Origin of the sequence: Vibrio sp. OY15 (assembly GCF_000742455.1) — a bacterium.
Classification (GTDB): Bacteria; Pseudomonadota; Gammaproteobacteria; order Enterobacterales; family Vibrionaceae; genus Vibrio; species Vibrio alginolyticus.
The window spans coordinates 102,996-128,520 of the sequence record NZ_JPIL01000014.1 but is presented as its reverse complement, the minus strand read 5'-3'; the positions used below and the strand labels follow the sequence as shown (position 1 = coordinate 128,520).

Below are 25,525 nucleotides of genomic sequence, written 5' to 3'. Positions count from 1 at the left end.
AGTTTTTTCATCCCTACATTTCGACCATTGCCGTTTGGATATAAGTCAAAATATCTTTAACAATGACTTTCTTTTTGTAAGTTTATCTCAAGCGACAAGCAAACTATTTCTGCTCAAATACTGGTTATGCCATTCATACCTTCGGCTAAGCCTTCATTATCCGAAACATTCCTCTACCGCAACGTTTAATAGGGGTATACATGATTAATTTTGATGTTCTCAATACATACATGGATAACGACGTAGATCTGATCGTCACTGTTTTTTCTACATACCTTGAAGATCACACGAATGATATAGAGCGTATAGATGAGCTATATACAAGCAGATGTTGGTCAGAACTCTATCTATTAGCGCATAGTTTAAAGGGCATTCTAGAGAGTTTCGGAGAAGACACCGCGGTCATTGCGTTTCAAAGAATAGAAGAAAAAACCAGAAACGATACAGCGCCAGATAGCTCAGATATAGCTATAGTTACTGAAGAGCTAGCTGCAATTAATCAACAAATCTTCGCTTACTTGAAGAATATGCAATAAAGAAATTCAAGGCTTAACTGGGGGAAATATGGCAATGAATAATAGCAATTTCAGGGAGTTGATTGAGTCTCTCAAAGACCTAACACCAACTCAAAAAAGGTACTTACTTAGCCGTACAAAGATGGCGCTAGATGATGAAAATAATATGTTAAACATCAGTGATATTCTAACACCAGAAGAGTTGGAGGCGTTACTATCACCAGCACCAACAACGAATACAAAATAACAATGATATACAACGCAACCGTCAGATTAACGCTAGGGACCAAGTGAAGGAAATCGACTTTGCTTGGTTGTTAGTTTCTCTCCCAATTCCTTTTCACTACAACAAACGTATTGTTTTCGAAACCTTTTTCCAATTTAAACAGGTCAGATAATTGAGCGACTAACATCAGTCCGCGACCAGAGGAGGACCAACTATCGTCATCCATTAAGTTAGGTGCCTCAATCTGTTTATTTTTATGTTGGATGAACGTCTTCTCATTGATCGGCGCTCCGCAATCAGAGACTCTCAGTTCCACGAAACCGGACACTTGGTCATCCCCAACCCTACACTCCACTTCAATTGGCAGGCCTTCTATTTCACTGTAAGAATGAATATAAGCGTTATTCATGAGCTCAACGACACAAAGCTCCAATGATTGAATTGCATTTAAGGGGATTTGATGACCCATCAAAAACCGAACAACGTCTTTGCTCGCACTTCGTGAGTGAGTAAGGGAGCTCCCGTAAGTTCGTTTAAATTCGCTCTTTGACATTCTTTTCCTTAAAATCGAGCCTCTCACCATGCCATTTTACCTGTAAAAGGCTGGCATCATCATCAAACTCATCTTCGTTGTGCCAAGATTGTACTTTTTTAAAGACGTCTCCCACTTGATCTTCAACTGGCAGCGTGCAAACAGCTTTTATACTCGATGCCAATCGTTGTAGTGAAAACATCTCCTCACCCTGCCTCGCTTCAATCAAACCATCCGAATAAAGCCACAATGCATCGCCCTCATCTAGACTAATTTGGTTACCGCTATATTCTATCGGCTGCATTGCACCAACGATAAAGTTATCGTCACCTATCTGTTCCATCGTGTTCGTACTCGCTCGCCAAACTAAGATCCTGGGGTGGCCAGCCGTGCAATAGCTAAGTCGCCCTGATTTTGTGTTAAGAATGGCGTAAGCCATAGTAAAGTAAAGTTGACTGTTTCTAGTTTGCTGATAACGCCGATTTAGCCGTTCAATCACAGATGCTGGCTCACTTACGCAATAGCAGTCATCTCTCAACTCCATCGTGATCGAATCAGGCCCCTGACTTTGAGATAGTGTCTGTTGAATAGAAAAAGCCATCAAAGCTGAAGAAATACCATGACCAGAAACATCACATACATAAAACGCAACATGTTGTTCATCGAGCTCCAAATACCCCAACATATCACCACCAATCTGGGAGCATGGTCTGTAGACATAACTAAACTGTATATTTTGGATAGTTGATTCAGCAGGGAGTAGTTGCTCCATCAGTTGACTCGCAGACTGCAGGTCTTGGTGAATTGTTTGGTAGGCCGCATCTAGCTCTTTATTTCTCTCAACGAGTTTGTTGTGCAGTTCTAAAGTACGAAACCCCGCACGGATTCTGGCCTGAAGTTCCTCTACAGACGTCTTCTTATCTACGAAATCATCTGCGCCAGCATCAATGCCTTTCACGATCGAACTTTGGTCATTTCTAGAAGACAGTAGAACAAAAAAAATGTAACGTTCGCTAACTTTAGATTTTAATTGGCGACACAATTCAATACCATTAATTCCAGGCATCATTAAATCACTCAGCACAAACTGAATATCAGGGCGGTGGGTTAGCACTTCGAGCGCCGCTCGTCCGTCTTCAACAGCAAGCACTTCATAGCCTTGCTTTTCCAATGCACTGCTGATGTAAAGCAGTACTGTTTTACTGTCATCGACCAAAAGAATGGGTTTCATCTGCCTCCTTAAAGTGGTTGCTATACTGGCTAACGCAAAACACTAGTCACTGACTGCTCATTTCTAAAACGGCTGTAGTCTTCGGCTAATAATTGGTGTTGATATCGAGTGTAAGACAACGCTTCATTAGAAATTAGTATCTGATGCTCTTTTTCGATTAACTGACTTTGCAGCCTTTCAATCTGTTCATTCTGCTGTGTGTAATTGAGGTACAGTGCGAATAGACCAAAAACCGAAACCATTAACAGGGCGATTAGAATATTATTGATACTTTTCACTTGAATATTCATGACCTCTCCTTGTCTATTATTAGACTTTCCATGGTGAAAGAGAGCGTCTACGGACCAAGAGCTCAAGGCTCTAAAACGCAACGAAGCAAATTGAGGTTGTTTTTCCAATTATAGGCGATAGGAGAAAAAATAAGAAAAATCTGAAAAAATTTGAATATCCTGCTGAGTTAAGAATCGGTAAGGTGGTAGCAGCGAGCTATCATCCACTCGCTGCAATACATTAACTCTGAAATGCAGGTCTAGCTAAAATTTGGTTATACCATCGAGCAATGTTTGGCGACGTCGATAGCACATCAATTTCTAGGCCTTTAATTGCGAAACTGATCAAAATAAAGCCTGTTATATCGACGATAGTAAAATGGTCTACGGCGATAAAATCATTATGTTCAAGACGCTTGTCTAAGACAGGCAGAAATTCGTAGACGCGTTGTTTTGATTCTTCGCCCCATGCTTCAACACAACGTTCTCTGTCTCCATAAACTCCGGTCATGTTTCGAAACGCCTGAAATGCCGCATTTAGTCCTTGGAACTCCACCACACGATGCCACATTTCTACCTGAGCACGTTCGAGCTGGTTAGCACCAAACAGCGCCAGATCATTTCCAAACGCTTCATCTAGGTAGCGACAAATCGCCACGCTTTCACAGATCGTCGTACCATCATCCAGTTCCAGCAGAGGCACTTTGCCATTCACGCTTTTCGATTTAAACGGTTCAGATAGGTTATCGCCCTCACGAACGTTCAGCGCAATTCGCTCAACCTCGCCACCGATTTCCTTCAGAAAAATGCTAACTCGCTTACAACTTGGAGTCATTGCGGTTTCATAGAGCTTCATTTCACATCCTTTTATCTTTTTCTAACCGATTGGTTAGGATATACTGTAGTCAGTTTATAAACGATCAGTCAAGAACTTCACTATCAAAAATTTTCAAACAGTTGTGGGTCTGTTTGCTGAGCGAGATTTTTGATGCCGTTTGTGAGTTCACATGAATTTGGGGGCTGATACCCAAGAATAGATGGGTATTCATCATATTGGTTCAGTTCTAACGCTAGAGGTTCTCTGTACCATCCCTCCAAAGCAATTTAATTACCCAATAAGCAGACCCAGGCAGGTAATTTATGGCAAGAAAAGCCAACTTCGACCGAGATGAAAAGCTTCTCGTGGCTATGGATGTGTTTTGGCGCAAGGGCTTTGCGAACACGTCTATCTCGGATCTCACCGACGAACTGAACATCAACCGCTTCAGTCTTTACAACACCTATGGTGACAAGCAACAGCTCTACTACGAAGCGCTCGATACTTACTTAAAAAAGGTCTCGCTACCGTCACTGAATGATTTGGAAAAAGACGACGCGTCTTTACCTGAGTTGGAATCGTTCCTTAAATCTTTTGCTGATCTGCAACGCAAACGCAGCTGTGGGTGTTTTATCCAAAATGCGTTGATTGAGCACGCTGGTGAAGACGATGATGTACTGCGCAAAGGGCATTTTTTGTTTGACCATCTTATCGACATCATTGCGGATGCGCTGACCAATGCACAAAAAGAAACCTTAGTGCCGAAAACGCTGAAACCAGAAGAGCTTGCTCGTTTTGTTCTCAACAACATGCAAGGTATGCGCGTACTTGGCAAAGCCAAACGTTATGCCGACTTGGATACGGCGCTTTCCTGCTTGCTGGTTTTGATTAGGAAGTGACATGTCGATTGAAGTGATAGCAGTACGTCTTACCAAAGGCATGGACTTAAAGCTGAGCCTAGCGAAATTGGTCGAGCAGCATGGTATCAAAGCAGGCTCGATTGCTTCATGCGTTGGTTGTGTCACTGACCTCAACCTTCGTTTGGCAGGTGCAGAGAGTACGTTAACCAAACAAGAGCCATTTGAAATCGTCTCTGTGATGGGAACACTAACGCCTGAGCATCAGCACGTTCATATCTCGGTGTCTGATCGTGATGGACTAGTTTGGGGTGGGCATTTGCTGGAAGGCACAGTGATTGATACTACCGCAGAATTGATCATCCATTCTTACTCAGAGCTTGAGTTCACTAGAGCGATGGACGACTCGACTGGCTATACCGAACTACAAGTGAATCCTTCCGAATAATTAAAAGCTCCAGAGCCATACTGTGGTGTCTCTGGAGCTTTATTCGCTTATCTCTTACGCTAAGAATTTACTCATATCGAGCAGGCAAATTTCTAGGATCATTCTTCGACTAAATAACAAACCTGATTATCGTCGACCGTTACTTGCCAAGTTTTTAGACAGTACGCTTCATCTTCCAAACACTGCCCACTCTTTAAACTGAAATGCTGTTTGTACAGTGGTGATGCAACACACATCTCACCATCGATATCACCGACGATCCCTCGACTCATCACATAAGCCTTACCAATTGGGTCCCAATCCTGAACAGCGTAAACACCGTTATCGGGAATGTAGAATAACGCGACATGCTCGCCTTCAATCAACACCGTGGCACCGATGAACGGCATTAGGTCATCAAGCTGACACAATTTCACTTTAGTTAAAGCTGCCATTTACACCTCCTGTTTCACGGGAATACGCTGACCGCGCACACGTTGGTACGGCAAGACTTTGCTGCCCGACGTGCTGTTCAAGAAAGGACGGAAGCGTTGCAATTTTTGAGGATTATCCAACGTGCTCTTCCACTCACACTGATAGGTATCTACGACTCGTGCCATTTGTTCATCCAAAGAGTCACATAGGTTGAGAGAGTCATCCAAAATCACTTGTTTAAGGTAATCTAAGCCCCCTTCCATGTTCTCCATCCACACCGACGTACGCTGCAAGCGATCTGCGGTGCTGACGTAGAACATCAATACTCGGTCGATCATGGTGATCAACTCTGATTTGGATAGGTCGGATGCAAACAAATCAGCGTGTCGTGGTCTCATGCCGCCATTACCACAAACGTATAGATTCCAGCCGTTTTCGGTGGCGATCACCCCAATGTCTTTACTTTGCGCTTCTGCACACTCGCGAGTACAGCCCGATACGGCAAACTTAAGCTTATGGGGCGCTCGCAATCCTTTGTAGCGGCTCTCTAACTCAATAGCTAATCCGACCGAGTCATCAACACCATAGCGACACCAAGTAGAGCCGACGCAAGATTTCACGGTGCGCACCGATTTACCGTAGGCATGCCCTGTTTCAAAACCAGCATCAATTAAGGTTTGCCAGATTTCAGGAAGCTGTTCTAACTGCGCGCCAAATAAATCCACGCGCTGACCGCCAGTGATTTTGGTGTACAGATCGTATTGCTGAGCAACTTCGCCTAGCACGATGAGTTTGTCTGGTGTAATTTCGCCGCCCGGAACACGAGGTACAATTGAGTAAGAGCCATCTTTTTGCAGGTTTGCCATAAAGGCATCGTTAGAATCTTGCAGAGATTGATGTTGAGGCTCCATGATGTGTTCATTCCACAAAGAAGCAAACACAGATGCTGCTGTTGGCTTACAAATATCACACCCATGCCCTTTGCCATGCAGTGCAATTAAGGTATCGAAGTCTTTGATCTGTTCCACTTGGCAAATATGAAACATCTCTTGGCGACTTAACTCAAAGTGCTCACAAAGGTGGTTGTTAACCTCTACCCCCATGGCTGCCAATTGAGTATCCAATACCGACTTCACCATATTGCTACAGCCACCACAGCCAGTACCGGCTTTGGTGTTCGCTTTAAGGTCCGTCAGGTTGGTGGTGCCAGCTTGAATCTCGGCAACTAAGTCGCCTTTTGTGACGTTGTGACAAGAACAGATGATGGCGCTGTCTGGCATCTCTCCGTCCAGCATTCCGGTATCAAACAGCAGGTTCGCCGCGTGGTCTGGCAGGACTGTTTTGTTCAAATAACACTGTAAGAGCGCATCGTAGTCGCTGTTGTCACCAACGAGAATCGCACCAAGCAATTGAGTGCCACTCGCATCAACTACCAGCTTTTTGTAGATGCCTGCGACCGCATCTTGCAACACCATTTCTTGTGCGCCTTCGGTTTGCATTTGTGCATCGCCGATAGACGCCACATCCACCCCAAGTAGCTTGAGCTTGGTGCTCATGTCTGCGCCTTTAAAACCTTCGCTTGGCATTCCCGTCAGGACATCGGCAGTGGTTCTCGCCATGGTGTAACCGGGTGCAACTAAACCAAATATCTTCTGCTCCCAAAGGGCACATTCGCCAATCGCGTAAATATTCTCATCGCTGGTTTGGCATTGGTTGTTAATCACAATGCCGCCTCGCTCGCCTACTTCTAGCTCAGACATTTTTGCCAGCTCATCTTGAGGGCGAATCCCTGCGGAAAAGACAATCACATCCACTTCGAGAGGATCTTTGTCTTTAAACACCATACGATGCTTAGCCGTTTCACCATCGCAGATTCGTTCCGTACCCGTTGAGGTGTGAACGGTTAGCCCTAGTGCTTCAATCTTCTCTTTTAGCACTAAGCCAGCACCATCATCTAACTGCACGGGCATGAGGCGAGGTGCAAACTCAATGACGTGAGTTTCTAGCCCCAATAGTTTGAGTGCGTTTGCCGCTTCTAAACCCAACAAGCCGCCGCCAATCACTGCGCCTGTTCTTGCGCCTTCACATGCCTTTTTGATTTGTGAAAGATCATCAAGCGTGCGATAGACAAACACGTTGTCTCGGTCTTTACCTTCAATTGGCGGCACAAACGGGTAAGAACCGGTCGCGAGCACAAGTTGGTCGTAACCCAGCACATCTTCACCATCAAGCAGAATGCGCTTTTGCTCTCTGTCGATGCCTGTTACTTGGCTGCCAAGTACGAGTTGGATGCCATGCATGTCGTACCATTCTTGGTTACTCAGCATTAAATCATCATGAGACTTACCCGCAAACAAAGAGGACAACTGTACACGGTCATACGCGATAAAGCGCTCTGCACCAATCACGGTAATTCGGTGCTCCAAATGCGCGTTTTTCTGTACCAATTGCTCGATAAGGTGTTGCCCGACCATACCATTACCTACCACAACGATGTGGCTCAATGCGTTCTTTACTGGGATCGTTAAAGGACTGTTCATTGCTGCCTCCTTATGCCGTTTGCGCTGCGGTTTTGGGTTTGTCTTCTTTCGAAGCAGGAATCTCGACTTTGGATTGCTTCTCGTAAAGGAACTTCAACACGGCTTGTCGACACTTCTGATACTGCGCATCATCTGCCAGTGCGACACGCTCGCGAGGACGCGGTAGATTCACTTCCAACACTTCACCAATAGTTGCCGCCGGTCCGTTGGTCATCATCACGATTTTGTCGGATAGCAGCACTGCTTCATCCACATCGTGAGTAATCATGATGACGGTGTTGTTTAGCTCGGCTTGAATCTTCATCAGTGCATCCTGCAAATGCGCACGGGTTAACGCATCCAACGCGCCAAATGGTTCATCCATCAGCAAAACCTTCGGTTGAAGTGCCAGTGCTCTCGCAATGCCGACTCGCTGCTTCATACCGCCCGAGATTTCATCCGGCTTTTTGTGCGCGGCATGCTGCATTTGAATCAACTCCAAGTAGTGATTCACTTGTTCCTGAATCCACGCTTTGCCCTTTTTGCCGGCAATTTGTTTTACTGCGAGCTCAACGTTTTGATATACGGTGAGCCAAGGCAACAATGAATGGTTTTGGAACACGACTGCGCGGTCAGGTCCCGGTCCTGCCACCTCTCGTCCATCGACGATCACACCGCCGTCTGTTGGCATGTGCAGCCCTGCAACTAAGTTCAATACCGTTGATTTACCACAGCCAGAGTGACCAATTAGGGATACAAACTCGCCTTTATTTATTTGTAAATCGACGTTCTTAAGCGCGATGAACTCGCCATCTGGCGTTGGGAATCGCATCCCTAATCGCGTTAGATCTAATAATGCTTTTTCCATGATCTTTTCCCTTATCTCAACGCTTGTTGTTTATTCCAAGACAACCACTTTTGAAGTTGCAACATGCCTCTATCGAGCATCAAACCGATAAAGCCGATGGTGATGACTGCGACCATAATACGACCCAATGATGCCGAACTGCCGTTCTGGAATTCATCCCAAACGAACTTTCCCAACCCAGGGTTCTGCGCGAGCATCTCTGCTGCAATCAATACCATCCAAGCGATACCTAAAGAGAGACGTAAACCTGTGAAGATCATTGGAATGGCAGAAGGTAATACGATGGTGCGGATGTGCTGCCACCACGAAAGTTGAAGCACTTTACTCACGTTGATTAAGTCTTTATCAACGCTCGTCACACCCACAGCGGTGTTAATCAGCGTCGGCCACAAGCTACACAGCGCCACAGTGATCAGAGAGTTAATGAACGACTTAGCAAACATCGGGTCATCACTCACATAAGTGGCACTCACCACCATAGTGACGATAGGCAGCCAAGCCAAAGGTGATACGGGCTTGAGCAATTGAATGATTGGGTTGAACGCTTGATACAGTCCTTGATTAAGACCAAGCACGATGCCAAGTGGAATCGCGATGACAGTCGCCAGCAAAAAGCCCGCAGTTACGGTCACTAAGCTTGTTATGATTTGGTCGAAGAACGTCGGTTTACCTGTGTAGGGACGAATCTTCACTTCCGCGTCCGGATTCTTGGCTAACTTCGCAGCATTACGTTTTTCCTGACGTTCGATAAACGCTTGTTCCTTTTCTCGCTCTTGCCAATGGTCATCGACAAGGTTGCTGAACTGCTGAAAAGTTTGCACTGGCCCCGGTAGCGTACCTAATGAGGTTTGCACTTCTCTCGCTGCTAAGTGCCACATTGCCAAAAAGATCAGTAAACCAATGACGGGCAAAAGTACCAACCGACTTCGGTTCACTACCTGCTTAGCAGGAAAAAGGGAAATGACATTACTAGACATACTCACTCCTAAGAAATTTACATCCTTGTTGCCACAAGCGAATCCCCTCGCCTGTGGCGTTTATCGTTATGGTTAAACCTTGTCTTTTCCTTTAAGCCCGATAGAGAACTTCTCTAGATATTTATTTGGCTCGCGACCGTCATAAACGATGTTGTCGATAAAGTGTGTTTGTGGCGCACGGAAACCATCTTCAGCACTAAAATCTGGGAAGTCTTTTTTGCTCAACACACCATCTTCAATCAGTGCTTGAGCCGCTTGTTGGTAAATGTCCGGACGGTAAACCTCTTTTGCGACATCCATGTACCAATCATCGGATTTCTCGCTTGAGATCTGTCCCCAGCGACGCATTTGAGTCAGGTACCAAATCGCATCGCTGTAATACGGATAAGTGGCGTTATGACGGAAGAACACGTTGAAGTCTGGCACATCTCGTTTGTCGCCTTTCTCGTATTCAAACGTGCCCGTCATTGAGTTGGCGATAACTTCGGCATCCGCTCCAACATACTCACTTTTTGATAGCATCTTCACTGCTTCTTGGCGGTTGGCATTGTCGTTTTCATCCAACCAATGTGCCGCCCGAATCAAGGCTTTCACTACACGAATGTGCGTGTTTGGATACTTCTCAGCCCAAGCTCTGGAAACACCAAACACTTTCTCTGGGTTGTTCTTCCAGATTTCGTAGTCAGTCACGACTGGCGTACCAATACCTTTGAATACGGCTTGTTGGTTCCATGGTTCACCTACGCAGTACCCTTTGATCGTGCCCGCTTCCATTGTGGCTGGCATTTGTGGTGGCGGTGTAACACTCAAAAGAACATCAGCATCCAGCTGGCCACTGTTATCGCCTGAGTCTGGTGCGTAAAAGCCTGGATGAATCCCCCCTGCCGCTAACCAGTATCGCAACTCATAGTTGTGCGTCGATACAGGGAACACCATCCCCATGTTGAACGGTTTGCCTTTATCCAGATAGCTGTCGACCACAGGCTTCAGTGCATCCGCTTTGATTGGGTGAACTGGCTTGCCATCTGGTTGCTTTGGAATGTATTGCTTCATCTGCTCCCAAGTATCATTGGAAACCGTGATTGCGTTGCCGTTCAAATCCATACTGAACGCGGTAATCACTTCTGCTTTTGTGCCGACACCAATCGTCGCGCCCAATGGCTGACCAGCAAGCATGTGCGCGCCCGCAAGCTCACCATCGATGACTCGGTCTAAAAGCACCTTCCAGTTTGCTTGCGCTTCTAAAGTGACGTACAAGCCTTCGTCTTCAAAAAAGCCTTTCTCATAAGCAACCGCCAGCGGTGCCATATCGGTTAACTTAATAAAACCAAACTTCAGGTCTTCAATTTCTGGTTCACCCAACTCTGCCTTTACGCTGACCGTGGTGAATACCGATAACGAAATTGCTGACACTTTCAGCATCGAACTCCATTTCATTGGTTTGCTCCCATAAAAAAAGCGCCACTACTCCGAAGAGCAGTAGCGCCGTTGCTAAGTCTACAATTACCGCCGTTGATAATTGAGATAAGCGATTCAACAATAAACCCAATTCTACTAATCCAATTACTGTGCCAACTTATTTTTCAAAGTAAATACAATAAATTAGTATATCTTGCCGTTTGTTACTCCCTGTTATTGCTTGCTGATAGTGCAACACGCACCACGTTAGAAAACGCACTATAACCCCAAAGTGGTAGAACGACTAATCAAGCACCTCCAAAGTAGTTATCAAATTCTTGGCAACTTGTGCGAGCGTTTGGCTCGATTGCATGGCTGAATTTCTTAGCGCTTTATAAGCCTGTCCTTCATCAACGCTGTGCATCTTCATCAGCAGACCTTTCGCTTTTTCCACCAGCTTGCGCTCTTCAATCTTATTGGTCAGTAATTCAATTTCCGATTGCATACTTTCGAATTTCGCTCTCACTAATGTCGCATGTTCAATCCAAGGTTGAAGTGCAAACTCACTATCGTGCGGCATAAGAACATAGTCCATTTTTTCTGATAAACGATTGATATCATTGGATGATAGCTGCTTTAAGACGATAAGAAGTGGTGCCGATTTTCTGCGGCAGAAATCGACGATCAAACGCAGTTCCGCGGTTGGTTGCTGCCATCCAACCACAACGCTTGCTGACGGTTCTCGTTGCATTAACGTTTCTAGTTGTGCCAATTGGCAACCCATGATGTTGTCGTAATCTTTGCTCAATAAGCCGGACAATCGAGCCTGCTCTTGGAGGCTATCGCAGCATACTATGATGGGTGTTTTTGACGTTGATTGAGTCATGCACATTCCTTGTTTATATCTCACTCACTAAGAGAGACATAACAAGGAATGTGCCAACTAAAGTAGACGCGCTTTAACTAGAGGCGAGATGTTCTTTGAAGAAGCCGAGTGTACGTTCCCAAGCGAGTGCTGCTTCTTCCGGTGCGTAGCGTGCTGTTGAGTCGTTATGGAAGCCGTGGTTGACGTTCTCATACATTAACGCTTGATACTGTGCGTCGGTTGCGATCAATTGCTGCTCATAAGCAGGCCATGTGTCGTTAACACGCTTATCGAGCCCTGCAAAGTGAATCATCAACGGTCCTTTGACTTGCTTTTGGATCTCTTGCGCCGCTGGTGTTCCATAAAAAGGCACACCTGCATCGAGCTCTTCAGGCATTACCGCTGCAAGCATATTGACAATGTATCCACCGAAGCAGAATCCAACCGCGCCCAATTTACCGTTGCCACCCTCGTATTGTTTGAGGAAGTTAGCGGCTGCAATAAAGTCTTGTTCGATCTTGGCTCTGTCCATCTCTTTCTGCATCGCGCGACCTTCATCGTCGTTCCCCGGATAGCCGCCGAGTGGATAAAGCGCGTCTGGAGCGAAAGCAATAAAGCCATCTTTTGCAAGTCGTCTTGCGACATCTTTGATATAAGGGTTCAGACCTCGATTTTCATGAATCACCAACACGGTCGGCGATTTTAAGGTCTTCTTCTGTGGCATCACCAAATAACCACGCCCTTCTCCATGCCCATTTGGAGATGGAAAGGTTTCGTAAGTTGCTTTGATGTCAGGATCGTTAAATGAAACTTGTTCTGCGAGTGCGTAATTCGGGGTTAACGCATCGACCAGTGCTGTCATGCTAAAGCCAAGCACCGCAAGGCCACCCAGCCTATTTAGAAACTCACGGCGCGTGATTTTTCCGTGTGCGTATTCGTCGTACCAATCGAAGGCTTCTTGCGGGATCGGATGAGAAGCCTTTTCACTAGGAGTGGTATACTTTAGAACCATTATCCATGTCCTCTGTGTCTTACCATATGGGATTTTCTCATTCTCAAAAGCGAAGCGAGAAACGAACGCGATTGAGGCTAAAACTGCGGTTTCACCACTCTGATACGGAGCAAGGTGGTGAAACACATCATTGGCGAGCTAGGATCTTTTACCTTCTTCAAACAATAGATAATGGATTCAGATTCAACAACTTTGCGCCGTTGGTTTTACATTAATTGACAATAGTACGTTATTGCTGGCCGCAATAGGCTTGCCAGTAAGAAAAGGCACGTTCGAATGCTTTTTCTCTGTCGTGCATTTGTGCAAACAAGACCACTGTCATGGTAGCAAGAACCGTATTTGCCATTTGGTTCATGTCGTCTTCTGACGTCCCAAATGGGCAGTTCGCAGGCATTGGCACCTCAGACAGCATTTGCTCCGTCCAGTAGTGCGATGTCACGCCGCTTGTTTGGCTTAACCATACGGTTTGACTTACTTTCGGGTTGTATTCTGACTCACCAGATTGTCCTTTGAATGACACAACGGCATGAGCGGTTTGACCAATCTCGTATTCGACTTCAGCATGAAGTTGTTGGAATCCCGGATGGAAACTACCACGAATACCAACCGTCGCCTGCCCCGGATTCAATGCACGAACCACGGTATTAATCGGCGTTCTAAGCCCATAACGATTCTTCCAACCGATCATGGTTTCTGCTTGGGGTGCAAACGAACTTAGCGGTAGATACACAATGTTTTGTGTTTCTAAGACACGCTTTGCGTCTTCTGCTGATTCCGCTTTCGTAATAGCAAATTTGTCGAGGTAGTCTTCAGCGTGTAAACGACCAGATTGACGGTCATGATAGCCGTGCATCAGCACTTTGTGGCCATTATCGGCAAGGATCTTCGCTGCCAGCAGATGCCAAGGCTGACCTGCCGCTTCACGTTTGCCCGCATAACATGGCCAATCAATATCTGCACCAATAGCTGGCATGCGGGAATGGAATGCTTTCACAAAGCCAGCGATTTCTTGTTGAGTCTCGTTCTGTACGCGGATCAGCATCAATAACATTGCCATCTGATCATCATCGCACTCACCGTTTAGGTATTCATCCATAACTCGAAACGCTTGGTCAAAGTTCAGTGGTTTTCTACCACGTTCGCCACGACCGACTGTTCTAATACATTCCAAAATGCTGCTCATATTCCCTCGTATTCCGTCACTGACTGTACGGTTTCTATTAGTTGTTCGCGCAGTTTGACAACTTCTCCCATCACAATCAATGCTGGGCTCACGCCTTTAAGTGTAATCGATAAATCATTGAGCTGATTGAGTTGTGTAACATGCACTTGTTGTTGAGGGCTGCAACCATGAGTGATGATCGCGACTGGGAAATCTGCTCTCAAACCAGAGCCTATTAAACCCGTTTGTATTTGCGATGACTTTTCTAACCCCATATAGAAGACTAACGTTTGTCCGCTTTGCATCAGTTGGCTCCACGCTTCAAATGCGCCTGTTACCACTTGCCCCGTCACAAAGGTAACGCTACGAGCAACGCCACGATGAGTCAGCGGAATCAAGCTGTTTGCTGAACATCCAATCGCAGCGGTAATGCCGGGAATGACTTCGTACGCGATTGAGTGTTTGACGAGTGCTAACGCCTCTTCACCTCCACGGCCAAATACAAAAGGATCTCCCCCTTTTAAGCGTACAACTCGCTTTCCTTGTTGAGCGAGCGATACCATCAAGTCACAAATTTCTTCCTGACCAATACTAGGTTGTCCGCATCTTTTGCCCACGTAAATCCAATCGGCTTGTGGCGAAGCCAACTCCAAAATATCTTTGTTAACCAAACGGTCGTACAACAGTACCTCTGCCGACATAATCGCTTTCACAGCCTTTACCGTTAACAAGTCAGGATCGTGCGGCCCTGCTCCGACAATCGAGACAAAACCTTTGTGGTTCGCGTCCAGGTCTAGTGAATGGTCTTCTAAAAGTTGGTTCAGTTTGCTTGCTTGATCATGCTTAGAAAAGCGAGACGAGCGTTCTTGTTTCTGACTCGCTTGTCCTTTCTTAAACCAAGACTTTTGATAAGGCGCTTCCATGTGCTTATCCTCTTTATGACTTACTTTATTTGAATAGCCAAACTTTGCTGGTTCGCTTGCTGTTTGCCCTTTTGATGCTGATGGCTGTCGACCATTTGTTTGATTTGAGAGACGCACGAGCCACAGTTAGTACCGCATTTGAGTTTGTTTTGAAGTTGGGTCACTGACGTGCAGTCTTGTTTCTCCATCGCGTCATGTATTTGTTTATCGGTAACGCGGAAACAACTACAAACCAGTTTGGCACTGCTTTGCGATTGAGTGATGGTAAGCAGTTGCGATAGCTCCATCGGTTTGCCAATCAAGTCGGTAAAGTTGGTGTAGTCGGTTTGAATCGGTTCACTAGACACCACTAAAACAGAACGAATGATACGAACGTCTCCAACAAGGTCGTAATCCACTGCTAGCCAACCTTGGGCAATATCTATCGTAATTCTGCGGCTCTTTTCCGTTCGACAAAAACTCTGCTTCTTTGGTCGTTTGTCGTGTGCAAAGCGCCAGATGCCTAAATTACTTTCTGCTTGAAATGCGCTGTAGAGAAACTTGCCGGAATCAAACTGTGTACCAATGAACATACCGTAAGTTTTTACCGCCGCCTCTTGCACTTCAACATAAGATGACTTAAACGCAGGCTGCCCAGAAATAGGGTCTTTTGCGCTGTTTACTATCGCGTTAACACTGCTTTCACCACCATATCGACCCGCCCAGTGCATTGACATAAACAGCTCCTGAAAACCCAAACCTTCATCAATGGCAACTTTGGCATAAATACTGGTGTTTGAAGTAGGCTGAAACAGCTTAGTGAGTTGTCCTGCTTTCAAGCGATTTTGAGTAGCAGAGAGTGTGTTCATGTACACGGTTGGTTCTAACTCAGAGGCGGCAAGGTGTGCGATATGACCTGTGCGCGTCATGGTATGCCATTGGTCGCGTTGCCTACCCGTATTGAGCCACCAGCCTTTTGTTCTCTCTAAACGTGTTGGAGATTCACTGGTTACGACAAAACGCGCTTTACCATCTGGGTGCGAATAGATGCCATCAGCAAAAGGGTGCTCTCCTCCCCATTGTGTCGGTACCCACTCTTCGTATTCTTGCTCGGTTAAGTTCGCGTGTTGAGACAGGTCGAGTTTCAAAGGTGAATCTGCATTCATGCCTGTCATCGCCGCATATTCCCTGAATACCGACCGCTCAGAAGTAAACGCAAAACCATTTTGTGTCTTTTCCAATGCACACAAAGCTTGTCCAACTTGGCTTATCGCCCACCAATCTGATTTTGCTTCACCGGGAGGCGTTTGAAACTGACGCTGCCTTGAAAGTCGACGCTCAGAGTTGGTCACCATGCCTTGCTTCTCCCCCCAGCCAGCGGCGGGTAGCAATAGGTCCGCGTAATGCGCTACATCCGAATCCGCTGTGATATCGGAAACAATCACAAACGGACAAATCTCTAGTGCACGTTTTACCAATTGGTTATCTGGCAAAGAGACAACAGGATTGGTAGCCATAATCCACAGAACTTTAATCTCACCACGTTCTACCGCCTCAAACAGTTCAACGGCTTTTAAACCGGGCTGAGTGGCAATTTCTGGTGAATCCCAGAACGCTTGCACTTGCTTGATAGACTTTGCGTCAAAAGCACGATGAACCGCTAACTGGTTTGCCAAACCACCGACTTCTCGCCCACCCATCGCATTCGGCTGACCTGTAATAGAAAACGGCCCGCAACCTGACTTGGCAATTTTACCCGTCGCCAAGTGTGCATTAATGATTGCATTGCCTTTGTCGACGCCATTTTCGGCTTGGTTTACCCCTTGGCAAAACAACGTAATTGCGGTTGGGCTTTGCGCAAACCATTGGAAGAATGTCGTGAGTTTTTCTTCTGAAATGCCAATGGAAGACGTCAAATTAGTGACATCGTAACGCAAATCAGAAACTTCTTCTCTAAGTGCATTAAATCCGTCGGTATAAGAATTTATGTATTCAGAATCAATCAATTGTTGTTCAATAAGAAACTTGAGCAGCCCATTGAAGAGTGACACATCACCATCGTTTTTAATCGGTAGATGCAAATCCGCTTGCTGTGCGGTGACCGTTTCACGCGGGTCAATGACCACCAGCTTGAGGTTAGGATTGTTTTCTCTCGCTTGTTGAATACGTCGGAATAAAACAGGGTGCGTCCAAGCGGTATTAGCACCGCAAATGATCAATAGCTCAGTCTTATCAATATCGTCGTAATTGACGGGAACGACATCTTCACCAAATGCTCGTACATGAGCCGCAACCGCCGAAGACATACACAAACGCGAGTTCGTATCGATGTTTGCGCTGCCAACATAGCCTTTCATGAGTTTGTTGGCGACGTAATAGTCTTCCGTTAACAACTGCCCTGACACGTACATCGCGATGGAATCCGGTCCAAACTCCGCTTTCGCTTGATGAATCTTTTCAGCAATCAGATCCGTGGCTTGTTGCCATTGCACCTCTTGCCCTTGAGGTCGTTGCTTGGTGACAAGCTTTGGATACAACAAGCGCGAAGGCATATTCAAGCTCTCTGCCAGCGCGACACCCTTCACGCACAGTGATCCCGCATTTGCAGGATGACACGCATCCCCAACGATTCCTTTCGCATTGACCTCGACACCACATCCAACACCACAATAGGGACAAGTGGTTTTTTTGCATCCTTGCGACATAACACCTCCAGTGCGATTCAGCCCAACTTACTAGCAAAAAAAAGCCTCTCCCGAATCGAGAGAGGCAGCAATGCCTTTAACGCTGTTAGTACATTTTCAAAAAGTAATACCCTATACCGCTCTCGCCTGCTATTAAGAGCGGCGCATCGAGTTATCGATGAACGTTTATGTAAAGCAAGTGAGGTGCCAAGATTAAAAACCCTTACCATACAAAGGGTTAGCTTAAAACCAATTATAGCAACGTAATGCTACGCACTGATTGTGTGCAAATTTCGGTCATTATCGTGCAGTATTACTTTACTAATTCCATAACTAACCTGGATTCTTCGTCACCAAAATAATGCGCTTCTTCTTCTAACGTTTTAAAGCCAAGGGAGAGGTATAAAGACAATGCAGGTTGGTTCTTAGGATCGACAGTCAATTTCACGCTTGAGCCTAACGTCAACGACGCAATAACGTTTTCTAGGAGGGAACGCGCAATACCTTTACCTCTATGTTGAATATCGACGGCCAATGACATGATCCAATATTGATGTGCATTTGTGCTAGTCGTTAGCAATATATACCCTGCGACCTGCTCTCCCTCTTTTGCTACCAGTAAACTCTCTCCCCAACAATCAAAAGCTTGCCGAAAGAAAAATTGAGGATAGGCGTGTTCTCCAAATAAAGTATTTTCGAGCTTATATATGGCAAATAAGTCCTCTTTTTGCGCAGACAAGATGTCCATTCAATGACTCCTTCTTTAACATGAATGGCAGCAGTATACCTAAATCTCATCTAAATGACGGGACACAAACATCTCAATTAAGTGCTTAAGAAATGTAATATTCTTCCTGAAAATTAGGCCTAACTCACTTAGAACATACATCCGTGATTAAGTTTTAACCGCAAAATCAAAAACCACACAAGATGAAAATTTCAATACATATAACCATTAAATGCATTACATTTAAGAGCTTTATTCTGGTTTATTGAAAAATTCATAGTTGGATAATTTACAACCACCCCAAATTCACAGCATTATTCACCAAGCTTCGCGTGTGATAATAAACACTAAAACCTTTACCATTTTCAGCATTATTATTTTTATAAAAGCGAGTTTTAAAGTGAAAGAATCTCGAAATGCCTTAAATCCTAGTGAAATAAACACAGCCACAGCTTGGTCAAAACATGATACACATTGGGTTCTTAGCCTATTTGGAACAGCCGTTGGCGCAGGCATCCTGTTTCTGCCAATTAACCTTGGGATTGGTGGTTTTTGGCCTTTAGTCGCGATGGCAGTACTTGCTTTTCCAATGACCTATCTTGCGCACCGTGGCTTAGCTCGTTTTGTACTATCTTCTAAGATCAAAAACGCAGACTTCACTGATGTAGTGGAAGAGCACTTCGGCGCAAAAGCAGGCCGTTCTATTTCACTGCTGTATTTTCTTTCGATCTTCCCGATCCTGTTGATATATGGTGTTGGAATAACAAACACAGTAGATAGCTTCATGGTAAATCAGGCTGATATGGCTTCTTTACCTAGACCTTTGCTTTCTGGCGTACTAGTGTTTGCACTAATTGCTATTATGATGGCGGGTGAAAAAGTAATGCTACGGGCCTTTGCCATTATGGTGTTCCCACTTGTTGCCATTCTTGCCTTTCTATCATTTTACTTAATACCGAACTGGACCATGCCTGTCATGGATGTGCCAGAAGCGTCAGCTTTTGCTAGCACTATGTGGTTAGCAGTTCCTGTAGTGATTTTCTCGTTTAGTCACGCAGCTGCAATTTCAAGCTTTGCAAATGTACAACGTCGCCATTACGGTAAGCAGGCAGATGCCAAATCCGAAGTTATTCTTCGTCGCACTAGCATCATGCTGATTGCCTTTGTTCTTATTTTTGTATTTTCCTGTGTGCTAACACTGTCACCTGAACAATTGGCTCAAGCAAAAGAACAAAACGTATCCGTATTGTCTTACTTAGCGAACGCAACCGATAATCCATTTATTGCAACACTTGGTCCTTTAGTCGCGTTTGTCGCTATCACTTCATCTTTCCTTGGGCATTTTTTAGGTGCGCGTGAAAGCTTAAATGGTTTAATTAACAAGCATTTTAACCTACCTGAGAAGCGTGTTGATCGTATCAGCGTGGCAGCACTGTTCTTCTCAATCTGGGCGGCGGCGATCATGAACCCAAGTATTCTTGGTATGATGGAAGCATTGTCAGGGCCTGTTATTGCAATGATCTTATTTATTATGCCAATGTTAGCGGTGTATAAAATCGAGGCGATGAAACAATATCGAGGAAATGTCTCTACTTACTTTGTTCTAGCAGCAGGCATTGTGGCGGTAAGTGCATTGATTTTTAGCTTCTTCAGCTAATAACTAAAGACTAGCTTGGATTTTCAGGGGAATACCTTACACAAGGTTAAGGTGATTCCCTGAATTTTCTTACTCTTTAAAAGGTAATCATCGTTACCCTTGACTCTTAAATAAGAGCGAAAACACCCGCAATCATAAGTACTGAAGCGATGCAGGTACGGCCGATAATGCCGAAGTGCGAAGGTTGAATCATTTCATTATGCATAGTTAATCTCCTATTTATTATAAAAGCCATTTTTTATTGGCTTAATAACACTATGTCTAATATCCAGTTTTTTAACAACCCATACAAACATTAAATATTTATGACAGAAACGTAATTTTTTACACTTCACCCTGATTTCGAGCGATGAATCCGCGGCTTAAATCATTAGATTGAGTCCACCGAATATGCTCACTTACCTTCCATCGTTACCCTACCTATGCCATCTTCCAATCATTACATAAGTTTTCAATAGATTTTGTTTTTATAAATCATAATATTATAAAGATCCTTCTCGTCTCTCACTCCCAAAGCACTTTGCCACTGGGAATCCATCCGCACTTAACCAACAAGAAATGGTAGACTTAACTGGTATTCGGTTAAGAGATCACATTTTATTAATACGCTCATGCACTTCTCAATTAAAAAACTGGCTTGCGCACTTTGTACTGCACTTGGACTTTTCTTGCATACGACCAACGTACTGGCGAGTACCGAAAAGCAAGCTTATCTGGAAGAACACATTTCAGCAGAAAGCAAGCCCATGTTAAAACTCTACTTTCGCTCGATGGGTAAGCCGCGATCAATTCAAAAAGATGAGTTAAATGCGCCACAGAATGCATCAGCGGAGTCTCTTGCTCTGTATTACTTTGCACGAAAGTACCTTAAGCGTTACGAAGGCGTTCCATTACCGAAAGATATGCCCGATTTAATCGAATTCGGTAAAAAGCACCATTTGGAATGGGTCGTCGCTGAAGCACAGCTCAATAAGGCTGTAACAATGATTGAGCAAGACGATAACTGGAACGCAGAATTGTTACTCCATGACGTTGTTTCTACAGCTCGTGATCTTGGTTATCTAGCATTAGAAGGCCGTGCTTACCGCTGGTTAGGCAATCTAGAAGTATCTCGAAATCAACTACGCAGTGGCCTAAAATATTATCGCAATGCCTATGAGTTATTAGAAAAAACAGTGTTTGAAATACAAGTCGCGATGACACTGAACAACATTGGGACGGTCTACATCGACGCATCAGATTGGGCTCGGGCCAACAGTTACCTAACGCAAGCTCTCGACACTTACCTAGAGAGCGAATATCAATACGATAATAGCTTTTTTATGGGGGTTATCTACGCAAACCTTAGCATCGTTCACTCGAGCCTCGGAGATAACAAAAAAGCGGAATATTATTTCAATGAAGCCATTCGACTTTCAATGCAAACGGGGTCGGACACAGTCAAGCACCACTCTTTATCCAGCTTTTCACAAATGTTGAGCTCGGTAGGAAAAATTGATGATGCATTAATGGTCGCACAACGTTGCGTAGACCTGCCCATTCCAAAAAATCTAGAAATGCTAAAAACGTCTTGTTACGAGGCATTTGCAGAGGCTTACCTCGCAAACAAACAATACGATAGAGCTATTACAACAGCGCTTGACGTTCTAGAACAAACCAAATCAACCAGTGAATTAGAGCTGCGGCAGCGTATTGATATGCTTTCGGTACTGGTAAACGCTCATCAAATTCTTAATGACTATGAAGCTGCTTTTCATTATTTAACCCAATTAAGAGAGCTAGAGGCTGAGTTTTCTCATCATATTCATGGTGAAGAGATGATTAACATTAAGTTTGATCTCGAAGCTAAGTTAGCCCAGAAAGAACTCAAATTGCTAGAAACAAAAAATGCGCTACAAGCGTCTGAACTGCGTTCGCAGCGCTATCGAGAAATGTTCTACTTTATCGCTATTGCGGCAATTGGAGTCGTTGGTTTTCGTTACGTACTGCGCGTTAGACGTATTAATAAAGCACTCACTCAAGAAAATACTACCGATCCATTAACTCAATTGCATAACCGTCGCTATCTTCACATTTGGTTGGACAAAATGGCTCGTAGAAGCCCAGATAGAACATTTGCCTTAGCCGTTTTAGATGTCGATCATTTCAAAACCTTTAATGATCAATATGGACACGATATTGGCGATAAAATGCTGACTCATATTGCCACGCTATTTAACGAATCCACCCGCTCTGGTGACCTACTCATTCGTTGGGGTGGAGAAGAGTTTGTCCTATTATTCGAAGTACAGCGAGCCGAAGATTGCACTAAGTTTTTGGAGCGATTGAGATATACTGTTGAAAACACGCCATTGGTGGTTGACTCTAAACCATTAAGCGCGACAATTTCCCTTGGAGCAGTGGACAAACTGTCGGCACAAACAATTAAACAAGAATGGGATCAGTGGTTTTTCTTGGCAGACCAAGCTTTGTATGATGCGAAGCAAGCTGGTAGAAACCAGTTCATCATTCATCCTACATCATAAAAAAGCACACATGAAAAAAAATCTAATCATTATTACTTTTGCGCCTCTATTTCTTATGGCGTGTAGTAATCAGCAAGCATCTCAACTGGGAATGCGCAGCAGCAGTGTCAATGTATATGCCCAGCAAATGAGTAATACTCAACTATGTGAAACTCTCTACTACAACCGTGCAACTAACCAAACCAAAGTGGCGATTGGTGCTGAGTTCAATCGACGTGGATTAAACAAAAAGTGGTGTGATAAAGAATTCGATAAGTTGTACATTAAAAAGTGGATTGATAACGTGCTGCCTAAGGAAAAAGCCGAACCTAAGAAACCAATGGCAACTATTCAACCCGCTTCAACTAAATAACCCCCCTCTTGAAGCAGACGGTACACTCGTATTTTCTGCTTTTCACTTTTCATGCATGTTCGATGCGACATATAAAAACCTCATAGTTTCAGTAAATTAACAAAGACTTATGTTGTCCATCGAACTTTTAATGTAAACAAGTTGTAAATGGTTTTCGTCCTTATTCTTTGTCGTTAGCTTTGTTTGTTCCTGTTAGCGGAATATGAAACAGGAACTAAAAAATTCCAAACAAAGACATGAGGTCAAAAATGGAAATACGCATTAATCGCCTATTTGCTGCTATGTTGGCAGTAGGCATTGCACCTGCCGTCTCGGCGTTTGATCCACTCTATTCTGAACAATGGCACTTAGACAACACGGGGCAAACTGCGTTTGCGGCTAATCCTGCTGTTGCTGGGAACGACTTAAACACTAAGCTCACTCAGGCAATGGGGATTGCAGGTGTTGGTGTGAAAGTTGCCGTTATTGATTCTGGAGTGCAGATCGATCACCCCGACCTTGCAGGTAATATAGTTACAGGTAGCAGAAACTTCGTCGAAGACTCTTCATTCCCACCAAGTTATCCGGTTGATACTAATGGTCATGGCACTGCTGTAGCCGGTTTGATTAGCGCCGTCGGCAACAACGGTGAAGGCGGACGCGGTGTCGCTTCTCACTCTTCCCTCATCGGTTTTAACTGGTTAGCCAACCAGACATTAGAAGGCTGGTTAATCTCCCATGGCATGGACCCAGCAACACGCGATGTTCGCGTATTTAACCAAAGTTACGGTTTCAGCCCTATAAACCCGATTACTTTTGATGAAAGCGACCCTCAACTAAAACTTGAAATGGACGTGATGAAAAACGTCAGCGAGAGTAACGCCTGGGGTCGAGGTGCTGTATTTGTAAAGTCAGCAGGTAATGGTTACCGCTATTTCAATGCAGGGCGATTCTTCGTATTGCCAAGTAACTTCTTTGCTGGTGGAGACAATCAAGGCTTACCGATGCACAACTCTGCTCAGTCTTATGATAACGCCAATTACTTCAATTTAGTCACTAGTGCACTACGAGCGGATGGTACGCGAGCGAGTTACTCATCGGTGGGTTCGAACGTGTGGGTTGCAGCACCAGCAGGTGAATATGGGCAAGATTTCCCTGCTATGGTCACCACTGATTTAATGGGTTGTGAAGAAGGGCAAAATACCAGTGAAGGCCTTGGCATTAATGGGTTACACGGCGGAACGGATCTCGACCCGAACTGTAACTATACCAGTACGATGAACGGAACCTCATCGGCTGCGCCAAACACATCGGGTGCCATCGCGGCAATCATGTCAACCAACCACGCACTTTCTGCTCGTGATGTACGTGCTTTACTAGCGGAGACAGCAAAAGTAACGGATAAAGCGCATCCAGGCGTACAGCTTGAATTTACTAACCATAAAGGTGAACAGGTTAGCTACGAGGCAATTGCCCCTTGGCAGAAAAACGCAGCAGGCGTAGATTTCCATACTTTTTATGGCTTCGGCGCTGTAGATTTAGATGAAGCGATTCAACGTGCTCGCATGACGAATCGTGTTTTACCAGCTCAAGTCATTACGCCATGGGTTAATAACGCTACAGAAGTAAGTGTACCCGATGCAAGTCTAGTTGGTGGTTCTTCAAGTATCGCCATTGCCGATGAGCTGACAGTAGAATCCGTTCAAGTGACATTGACATTGGACCACGCTCGTCTGCCCGACTTAGCTATCGAGCTCATTTCGCCATCAGGGACTCGTTCCGTTTTGCAAACACCGCGCAATGGTCTTGTTGGTCAATCTCTTGATCCAACGATTACAGGCTACAAAGATCAATTAATGTTGTCCAACCAATTTTATGGCGAAGATGCAAAAGGCGAATGGACGTTGCGAGCAATAGATACGAACGGCGATGAAGTCTATTCTTACATTGCATATTTCAACTCTTCCACCATCTATGACGTTCCGATGGCAAACAACGCTCAGCCCGGTGTTATTAAGAACTGGTCGATGCGCATATTTGGACACTAAGGAGTCAATAACATGAAATACAAATCATTTTCTATGCTGGCTCTCGTTATCATGACGTCGAGTGTATACGCTGAGCAACAGCTCTCTCAACAACCTGCACCAGAACTGTTTGTGCCATCAGAAGCGGTTGAGATTAATGGCCAAGATTATCGAAAAGTGCAAACTGGCACTGTTAGAACCCTATCTGAAGACGTAAAACTTCAAGCGGGTGATGAGGTGTTTAAGAATGCGTTTAGTAACGTATCCAAAGCCACTGGACTGGTTTATATCACCGTAAACAATCCTAACGAAGCGAAAGCAGTCGCCAAAGAGTTAAAATTAGAAGTTATCTTCGCAGAGGGGGAATCAGCGGTGTTAAAAGCATCTCAAGATCAAGATCTGCTAAGTATTAGCGACTACCTAAACGCAGACACCCGGGTAAAAGCGTCTAAAATTGAACTAAACAGCGGTAAATACCGTGCACAATAATTCTCTAACAAGAGAAGTTGGCCTGTAAAACCATGCCTCAGCGATTGCTGAGGCATTTTTATGGGTAGGAACA

General features: G+C 44.8%; 24 protein-coding genes. 9 read left to right on the top strand and 15 right to left on the bottom strand.

Features of this window, described 5'->3' with window-relative positions; translation table 11 throughout:
• The first annotated feature begins 200 nt into the window (after nucleotides 1-200).
• Together IJ23_RS18215 and IJ23_RS18210 are read left to right on the top strand one after the other, a co-directional pair.
• Nucleotides 201-536, top strand: a complete 336-nt coding sequence (locus IJ23_RS18215) for an Hpt domain-containing protein (RefSeq protein ID WP_005375918.1) — start codon at nucleotides 201-203, stop codon at nucleotides 534-536.
• 34 nt (nucleotides 537-570) lie between these two features.
• The gene (locus IJ23_RS18210) at nucleotides 571-762 is read left to right on the top strand and encodes a hypothetical protein (protein WP_005375916.1); all 192 of its coding nucleotides are present in this window, start codon (nucleotides 571-573) and stop codon (nucleotides 760-762) included.
• Nucleotides 763-832: 70 nt separating this feature from the next.
• On the opposite strand, the gene IJ23_RS18205 is transcribed toward IJ23_RS18210, so the two are convergent.
• The 4 genes from IJ23_RS18205 to IJ23_RS18190 all read right to left on the bottom strand — a co-directional run bounded on the left by IJ23_RS18205 (nucleotide 833) and on the right by IJ23_RS18190 (nucleotide 3,629).
• A complete protein-coding gene (locus IJ23_RS18205; RefSeq protein ID WP_005375914.1) occupies nucleotides 833-1,294 on the bottom strand; it encodes an ATP-binding protein in 462 nt (153 codons plus the stop codon).
• Nucleotides 1,275-2,504 carry a PP2C family protein-serine/threonine phosphatase gene (locus tag IJ23_RS18200; protein WP_005375910.1) on the bottom strand — a complete coding sequence of 410 codons (1,230 nt, stop codon included), beginning with the start codon at nucleotides 2,502-2,504 and terminating at the stop codon, nucleotides 1,275-1,277. Before IJ23_RS18200 ends, IJ23_RS18205 begins: the two co-directional genes overlap by 20 nt.
• A 29-nt stretch (nucleotides 2,505-2,533) precedes the next feature.
• Complete coding sequence (locus IJ23_RS18195) at nucleotides 2,534-2,794, bottom strand: hypothetical protein (protein WP_033907004.1); 261 nt, start codon at nucleotides 2,792-2,794, stop codon at nucleotides 2,534-2,536.
• 220 nt (nucleotides 2,795-3,014) lie between these two features.
• The gene (locus tag IJ23_RS18190; RefSeq protein WP_033907003.1) at nucleotides 3,015-3,629 is read right to left on the bottom strand and encodes a glutathione S-transferase family protein; all 615 of its coding nucleotides are present in this window, start codon (nucleotides 3,627-3,629) and stop codon (nucleotides 3,015-3,017) included.
• Between the two features lie 284 nt (nucleotides 3,630-3,913).
• On the opposite strand from IJ23_RS18190, the gene IJ23_RS18185 reads away from it, so the two are divergent.
• Nucleotides 3,914-4,489: a TetR/AcrR family transcriptional regulator gene (locus tag IJ23_RS18185; protein ID WP_009701863.1), complete on the top strand. Its 576-nt coding sequence runs from the start codon at nucleotides 3,914-3,916 to the stop codon at nucleotides 4,487-4,489.
• Between the two features lies 1 nt (nucleotide 4,490).
• Nucleotides 4,491-4,895 carry a PPC domain-containing DNA-binding protein gene (locus IJ23_RS18180; RefSeq protein WP_033907002.1) on the top strand — a complete coding sequence of 135 codons (405 nt, stop codon included), beginning with the start codon at nucleotides 4,491-4,493 and terminating at the stop codon, nucleotides 4,893-4,895.
• A gap of 98 nt (nucleotides 4,896-4,993) precedes the next feature.
• Here IJ23_RS18180 and nirD read toward each other — a convergent pair whose 3' ends face one another.
• From nirD to IJ23_RS18125, 11 genes are all read right to left on the bottom strand, one after another.
• A complete protein-coding gene (gene nirD / locus IJ23_RS18175; protein ID WP_033907001.1) occupies nucleotides 4,994-5,329 on the bottom strand; it encodes a nitrite reductase small subunit NirD in 336 nt (111 codons plus the stop codon).
• Entirely contained in the window at nucleotides 5,330-7,849 is a 2,520-nt protein-coding gene (gene nirB / locus IJ23_RS18170; RefSeq protein ID WP_050550113.1) for a nitrite reductase large subunit NirB, read from the bottom strand. It lies immediately after the preceding gene.
• 10 nt (nucleotides 7,850-7,859) lie between these two features.
• Nucleotides 7,860-8,696 carry an ABC transporter ATP-binding protein gene (locus tag IJ23_RS18165; protein ID WP_005450080.1) on the bottom strand — a complete coding sequence of 279 codons (837 nt, stop codon included), beginning with the start codon at nucleotides 8,694-8,696 and terminating at the stop codon, nucleotides 7,860-7,862.
• A gap of 11 nt (nucleotides 8,697-8,707) precedes the next feature.
• The gene (locus IJ23_RS18160) at nucleotides 8,708-9,673 is read right to left on the bottom strand and encodes an ABC transporter permease (protein WP_005375889.1); all 966 of its coding nucleotides are present in this window, start codon (nucleotides 9,671-9,673) and stop codon (nucleotides 8,708-8,710) included.
• A gap of 72 nt (nucleotides 9,674-9,745) precedes the next feature.
• Nucleotides 9,746-11,110: a CmpA/NrtA family ABC transporter substrate-binding protein gene (locus IJ23_RS18155; protein ID WP_033907000.1), complete on the bottom strand. Its 1,365-nt coding sequence runs from the start codon at nucleotides 11,108-11,110 to the stop codon at nucleotides 9,746-9,748.
• Nucleotides 11,111-11,375: 265 nt separating this feature from the next.
• Complete coding sequence (locus IJ23_RS18150; RefSeq protein ID WP_033906998.1) at nucleotides 11,376-11,957, bottom strand: ANTAR domain-containing response regulator; 582 nt, start codon at nucleotides 11,955-11,957, stop codon at nucleotides 11,376-11,378.
• Between the two features lie 73 nt (nucleotides 11,958-12,030).
• Nucleotides 12,031-12,948 carry a dienelactone hydrolase family protein gene (locus tag IJ23_RS18145; protein WP_033906997.1) on the bottom strand — a complete coding sequence of 306 codons (918 nt, stop codon included), beginning with the start codon at nucleotides 12,946-12,948 and terminating at the stop codon, nucleotides 12,031-12,033.
• 229 nt (nucleotides 12,949-13,177) lie between these two features.
• Nucleotides 13,178-14,131, bottom strand: coding sequence for a glycosyl transferase family protein (locus IJ23_RS18140; protein ID WP_033906996.1), 954 nt, complete (start codon nucleotides 14,129-14,131; stop codon nucleotides 13,178-13,180).
• A complete protein-coding gene (gene cobA / locus IJ23_RS18135; protein ID WP_033906995.1) occupies nucleotides 14,128-15,033 on the bottom strand; it encodes a uroporphyrinogen-III C-methyltransferase in 906 nt (301 codons plus the stop codon). Before cobA ends, IJ23_RS18140 begins: the two co-directional genes overlap by 4 nt.
• Nucleotides 15,034-15,053: 20 nt before the next feature.
• Nucleotides 15,054-17,717, bottom strand: coding sequence for a nitrate reductase (locus IJ23_RS18130; protein ID WP_033906994.1), 2,664 nt, complete (start codon nucleotides 17,715-17,717; stop codon nucleotides 15,054-15,056).
• A gap of 292 nt (nucleotides 17,718-18,009) precedes the next feature.
• Nucleotides 18,010-18,444 carry a GNAT family N-acetyltransferase gene (locus tag IJ23_RS18125; RefSeq protein WP_017634213.1) on the bottom strand — a complete coding sequence of 145 codons (435 nt, stop codon included), beginning with the start codon at nucleotides 18,442-18,444 and terminating at the stop codon, nucleotides 18,010-18,012.
• 379 nt (nucleotides 18,445-18,823) lie between these two features.
• Between IJ23_RS18125 and IJ23_RS18120 the strand changes: the two genes are divergently transcribed.
• The 5 genes from IJ23_RS18120 to IJ23_RS18100 all read left to right on the top strand — a co-directional run bounded on the left by IJ23_RS18120 (nucleotide 18,824) and on the right by IJ23_RS18100 (nucleotide 25,452).
• Nucleotides 18,824-20,080, top strand: coding sequence for an aromatic amino acid transport family protein (locus tag IJ23_RS18120; RefSeq protein ID WP_033907092.1), 1,257 nt, complete (start codon nucleotides 18,824-18,826; stop codon nucleotides 20,078-20,080).
• A gap of 611 nt (nucleotides 20,081-20,691) precedes the next feature.
• On the top strand, nucleotides 20,692-22,605 hold the full coding sequence (locus IJ23_RS18115) for a tetratricopeptide repeat-containing diguanylate cyclase (protein WP_081886429.1): 1,914 nt from the start codon (nucleotides 20,692-20,694) through the stop codon (nucleotides 22,603-22,605).
• 10 nt (nucleotides 22,606-22,615) lie between these two features.
• A complete protein-coding gene (locus IJ23_RS18110; RefSeq protein ID WP_033906993.1) occupies nucleotides 22,616-22,957 on the top strand; it encodes a hypothetical protein in 342 nt (113 codons plus the stop codon).
• A gap of 248 nt (nucleotides 22,958-23,205) precedes the next feature.
• Nucleotides 23,206-24,984, top strand: coding sequence for a S8 family peptidase (locus tag IJ23_RS18105; protein WP_033906992.1), 1,779 nt, complete (start codon nucleotides 23,206-23,208; stop codon nucleotides 24,982-24,984).
• Nucleotides 24,985-24,996: 12 nt separating this feature from the next.
• A complete protein-coding gene (locus tag IJ23_RS18100; protein ID WP_033906991.1) occupies nucleotides 24,997-25,452 on the top strand; it encodes a hypothetical protein in 456 nt (151 codons plus the stop codon).
• The last annotated feature ends 73 nt before the right edge of the window (nucleotides 25,453-25,525 follow it).

What these genes read in the sequence shown, in the direction of transcription:
- IJ23_RS18185 (WP_009701863.1), top strand. Translation starts at nt 3,914, where the DNA reads ATGGCAAGAAAAGCCAACTTCGACCGAGATGAAAAGCTTCTCGTGGCT.
- IJ23_RS18115 (WP_081886429.1), top strand. Translation starts at nt 20,692, where the DNA reads ATGCACTTCTCAATTAAAAAACTGGCTTGCGCACTTTGTACTGCACTT.
- IJ23_RS18215 (WP_005375918.1), top strand. Translation starts at nt 201, where the DNA reads ATGATTAATTTTGATGTTCTCAATACATACATGGATAACGACGTAGAT.
- IJ23_RS18150 (WP_033906998.1), bottom strand. Translation starts at nt 11,957, where the DNA reads ATGACTCAATCAACGTCAAAAACACCCATCATAGTATGCTGCGATAGC.
- IJ23_RS18110 (WP_033906993.1), top strand. Translation starts at nt 22,616, where the DNA reads ATGAAAAAAAATCTAATCATTATTACTTTTGCGCCTCTATTTCTTATG.
- IJ23_RS18160 (WP_005375889.1), bottom strand. Translation starts at nt 9,673, where the DNA reads ATGTCTAGTAATGTCATTTCCCTTTTTCCTGCTAAGCAGGTAGTGAAC.
- IJ23_RS18100 (WP_033906991.1), top strand. Translation starts at nt 24,997, where the DNA reads ATGAAATACAAATCATTTTCTATGCTGGCTCTCGTTATCATGACGTCG.
- IJ23_RS18205 (WP_005375914.1), bottom strand. Translation starts at nt 1,294, where the DNA reads ATGTCAAAGAGCGAATTTAAACGAACTTACGGGAGCTCCCTTACTCAC.
- nirB (WP_050550113.1), bottom strand. Translation starts at nt 7,849, where the DNA reads ATGAACAGTCCTTTAACGATCCCAGTAAAGAACGCATTGAGCCACATC.
- IJ23_RS18200 (WP_005375910.1), bottom strand. Translation starts at nt 2,504, where the DNA reads ATGAAACCCATTCTTTTGGTCGATGACAGTAAAACAGTACTGCTTTAC.
- IJ23_RS18140 (WP_033906996.1), bottom strand. Translation starts at nt 14,131, where the DNA reads ATGAGCAGCATTTTGGAATGTATTAGAACAGTCGGTCGTGGCGAACGT.
- IJ23_RS18190 (WP_033907003.1), bottom strand. Translation starts at nt 3,629, where the DNA reads ATGAAGCTCTATGAAACCGCAATGACTCCAAGTTGTAAGCGAGTTAGC.
- nirD (WP_033907001.1), bottom strand. Translation starts at nt 5,329, where the DNA reads ATGGCAGCTTTAACTAAAGTGAAATTGTGTCAGCTTGATGACCTAATG.
- IJ23_RS18195 (WP_033907004.1), bottom strand. Translation starts at nt 2,794, where the DNA reads ATGAATATTCAAGTGAAAAGTATCAATAATATTCTAATCGCCCTGTTA.
- IJ23_RS18105 (WP_033906992.1), top strand. Translation starts at nt 23,206, where the DNA reads ATGGAAATACGCATTAATCGCCTATTTGCTGCTATGTTGGCAGTAGGC.
- IJ23_RS18165 (WP_005450080.1), bottom strand. Translation starts at nt 8,696, where the DNA reads ATGGAAAAAGCATTATTAGATCTAACGCGATTAGGGATGCGATTCCCA.
- IJ23_RS18130 (WP_033906994.1), bottom strand. Translation starts at nt 17,717, where the DNA reads ATGTCGCAAGGATGCAAAAAAACCACTTGTCCCTATTGTGGTGTTGGA.
- IJ23_RS18145 (WP_033906997.1), bottom strand. Translation starts at nt 12,948, where the DNA reads ATGGTTCTAAAGTATACCACTCCTAGTGAAAAGGCTTCTCATCCGATC.
- IJ23_RS18155 (WP_033907000.1), bottom strand. Translation starts at nt 11,110, where the DNA reads ATGAAATGGAGTTCGATGCTGAAAGTGTCAGCAATTTCGTTATCGGTA.
- IJ23_RS18180 (WP_033907002.1), top strand. Translation starts at nt 4,491, where the DNA reads ATGTCGATTGAAGTGATAGCAGTACGTCTTACCAAAGGCATGGACTTA.
- IJ23_RS18210 (WP_005375916.1), top strand. Translation starts at nt 571, where the DNA reads ATGAATAATAGCAATTTCAGGGAGTTGATTGAGTCTCTCAAAGACCTA.
- IJ23_RS18125 (WP_017634213.1), bottom strand. Translation starts at nt 18,444, where the DNA reads ATGGACATCTTGTCTGCGCAAAAAGAGGACTTATTTGCCATATATAAG.
- cobA (WP_033906995.1), bottom strand. Translation starts at nt 15,033, where the DNA reads ATGGAAGCGCCTTATCAAAAGTCTTGGTTTAAGAAAGGACAAGCGAGT.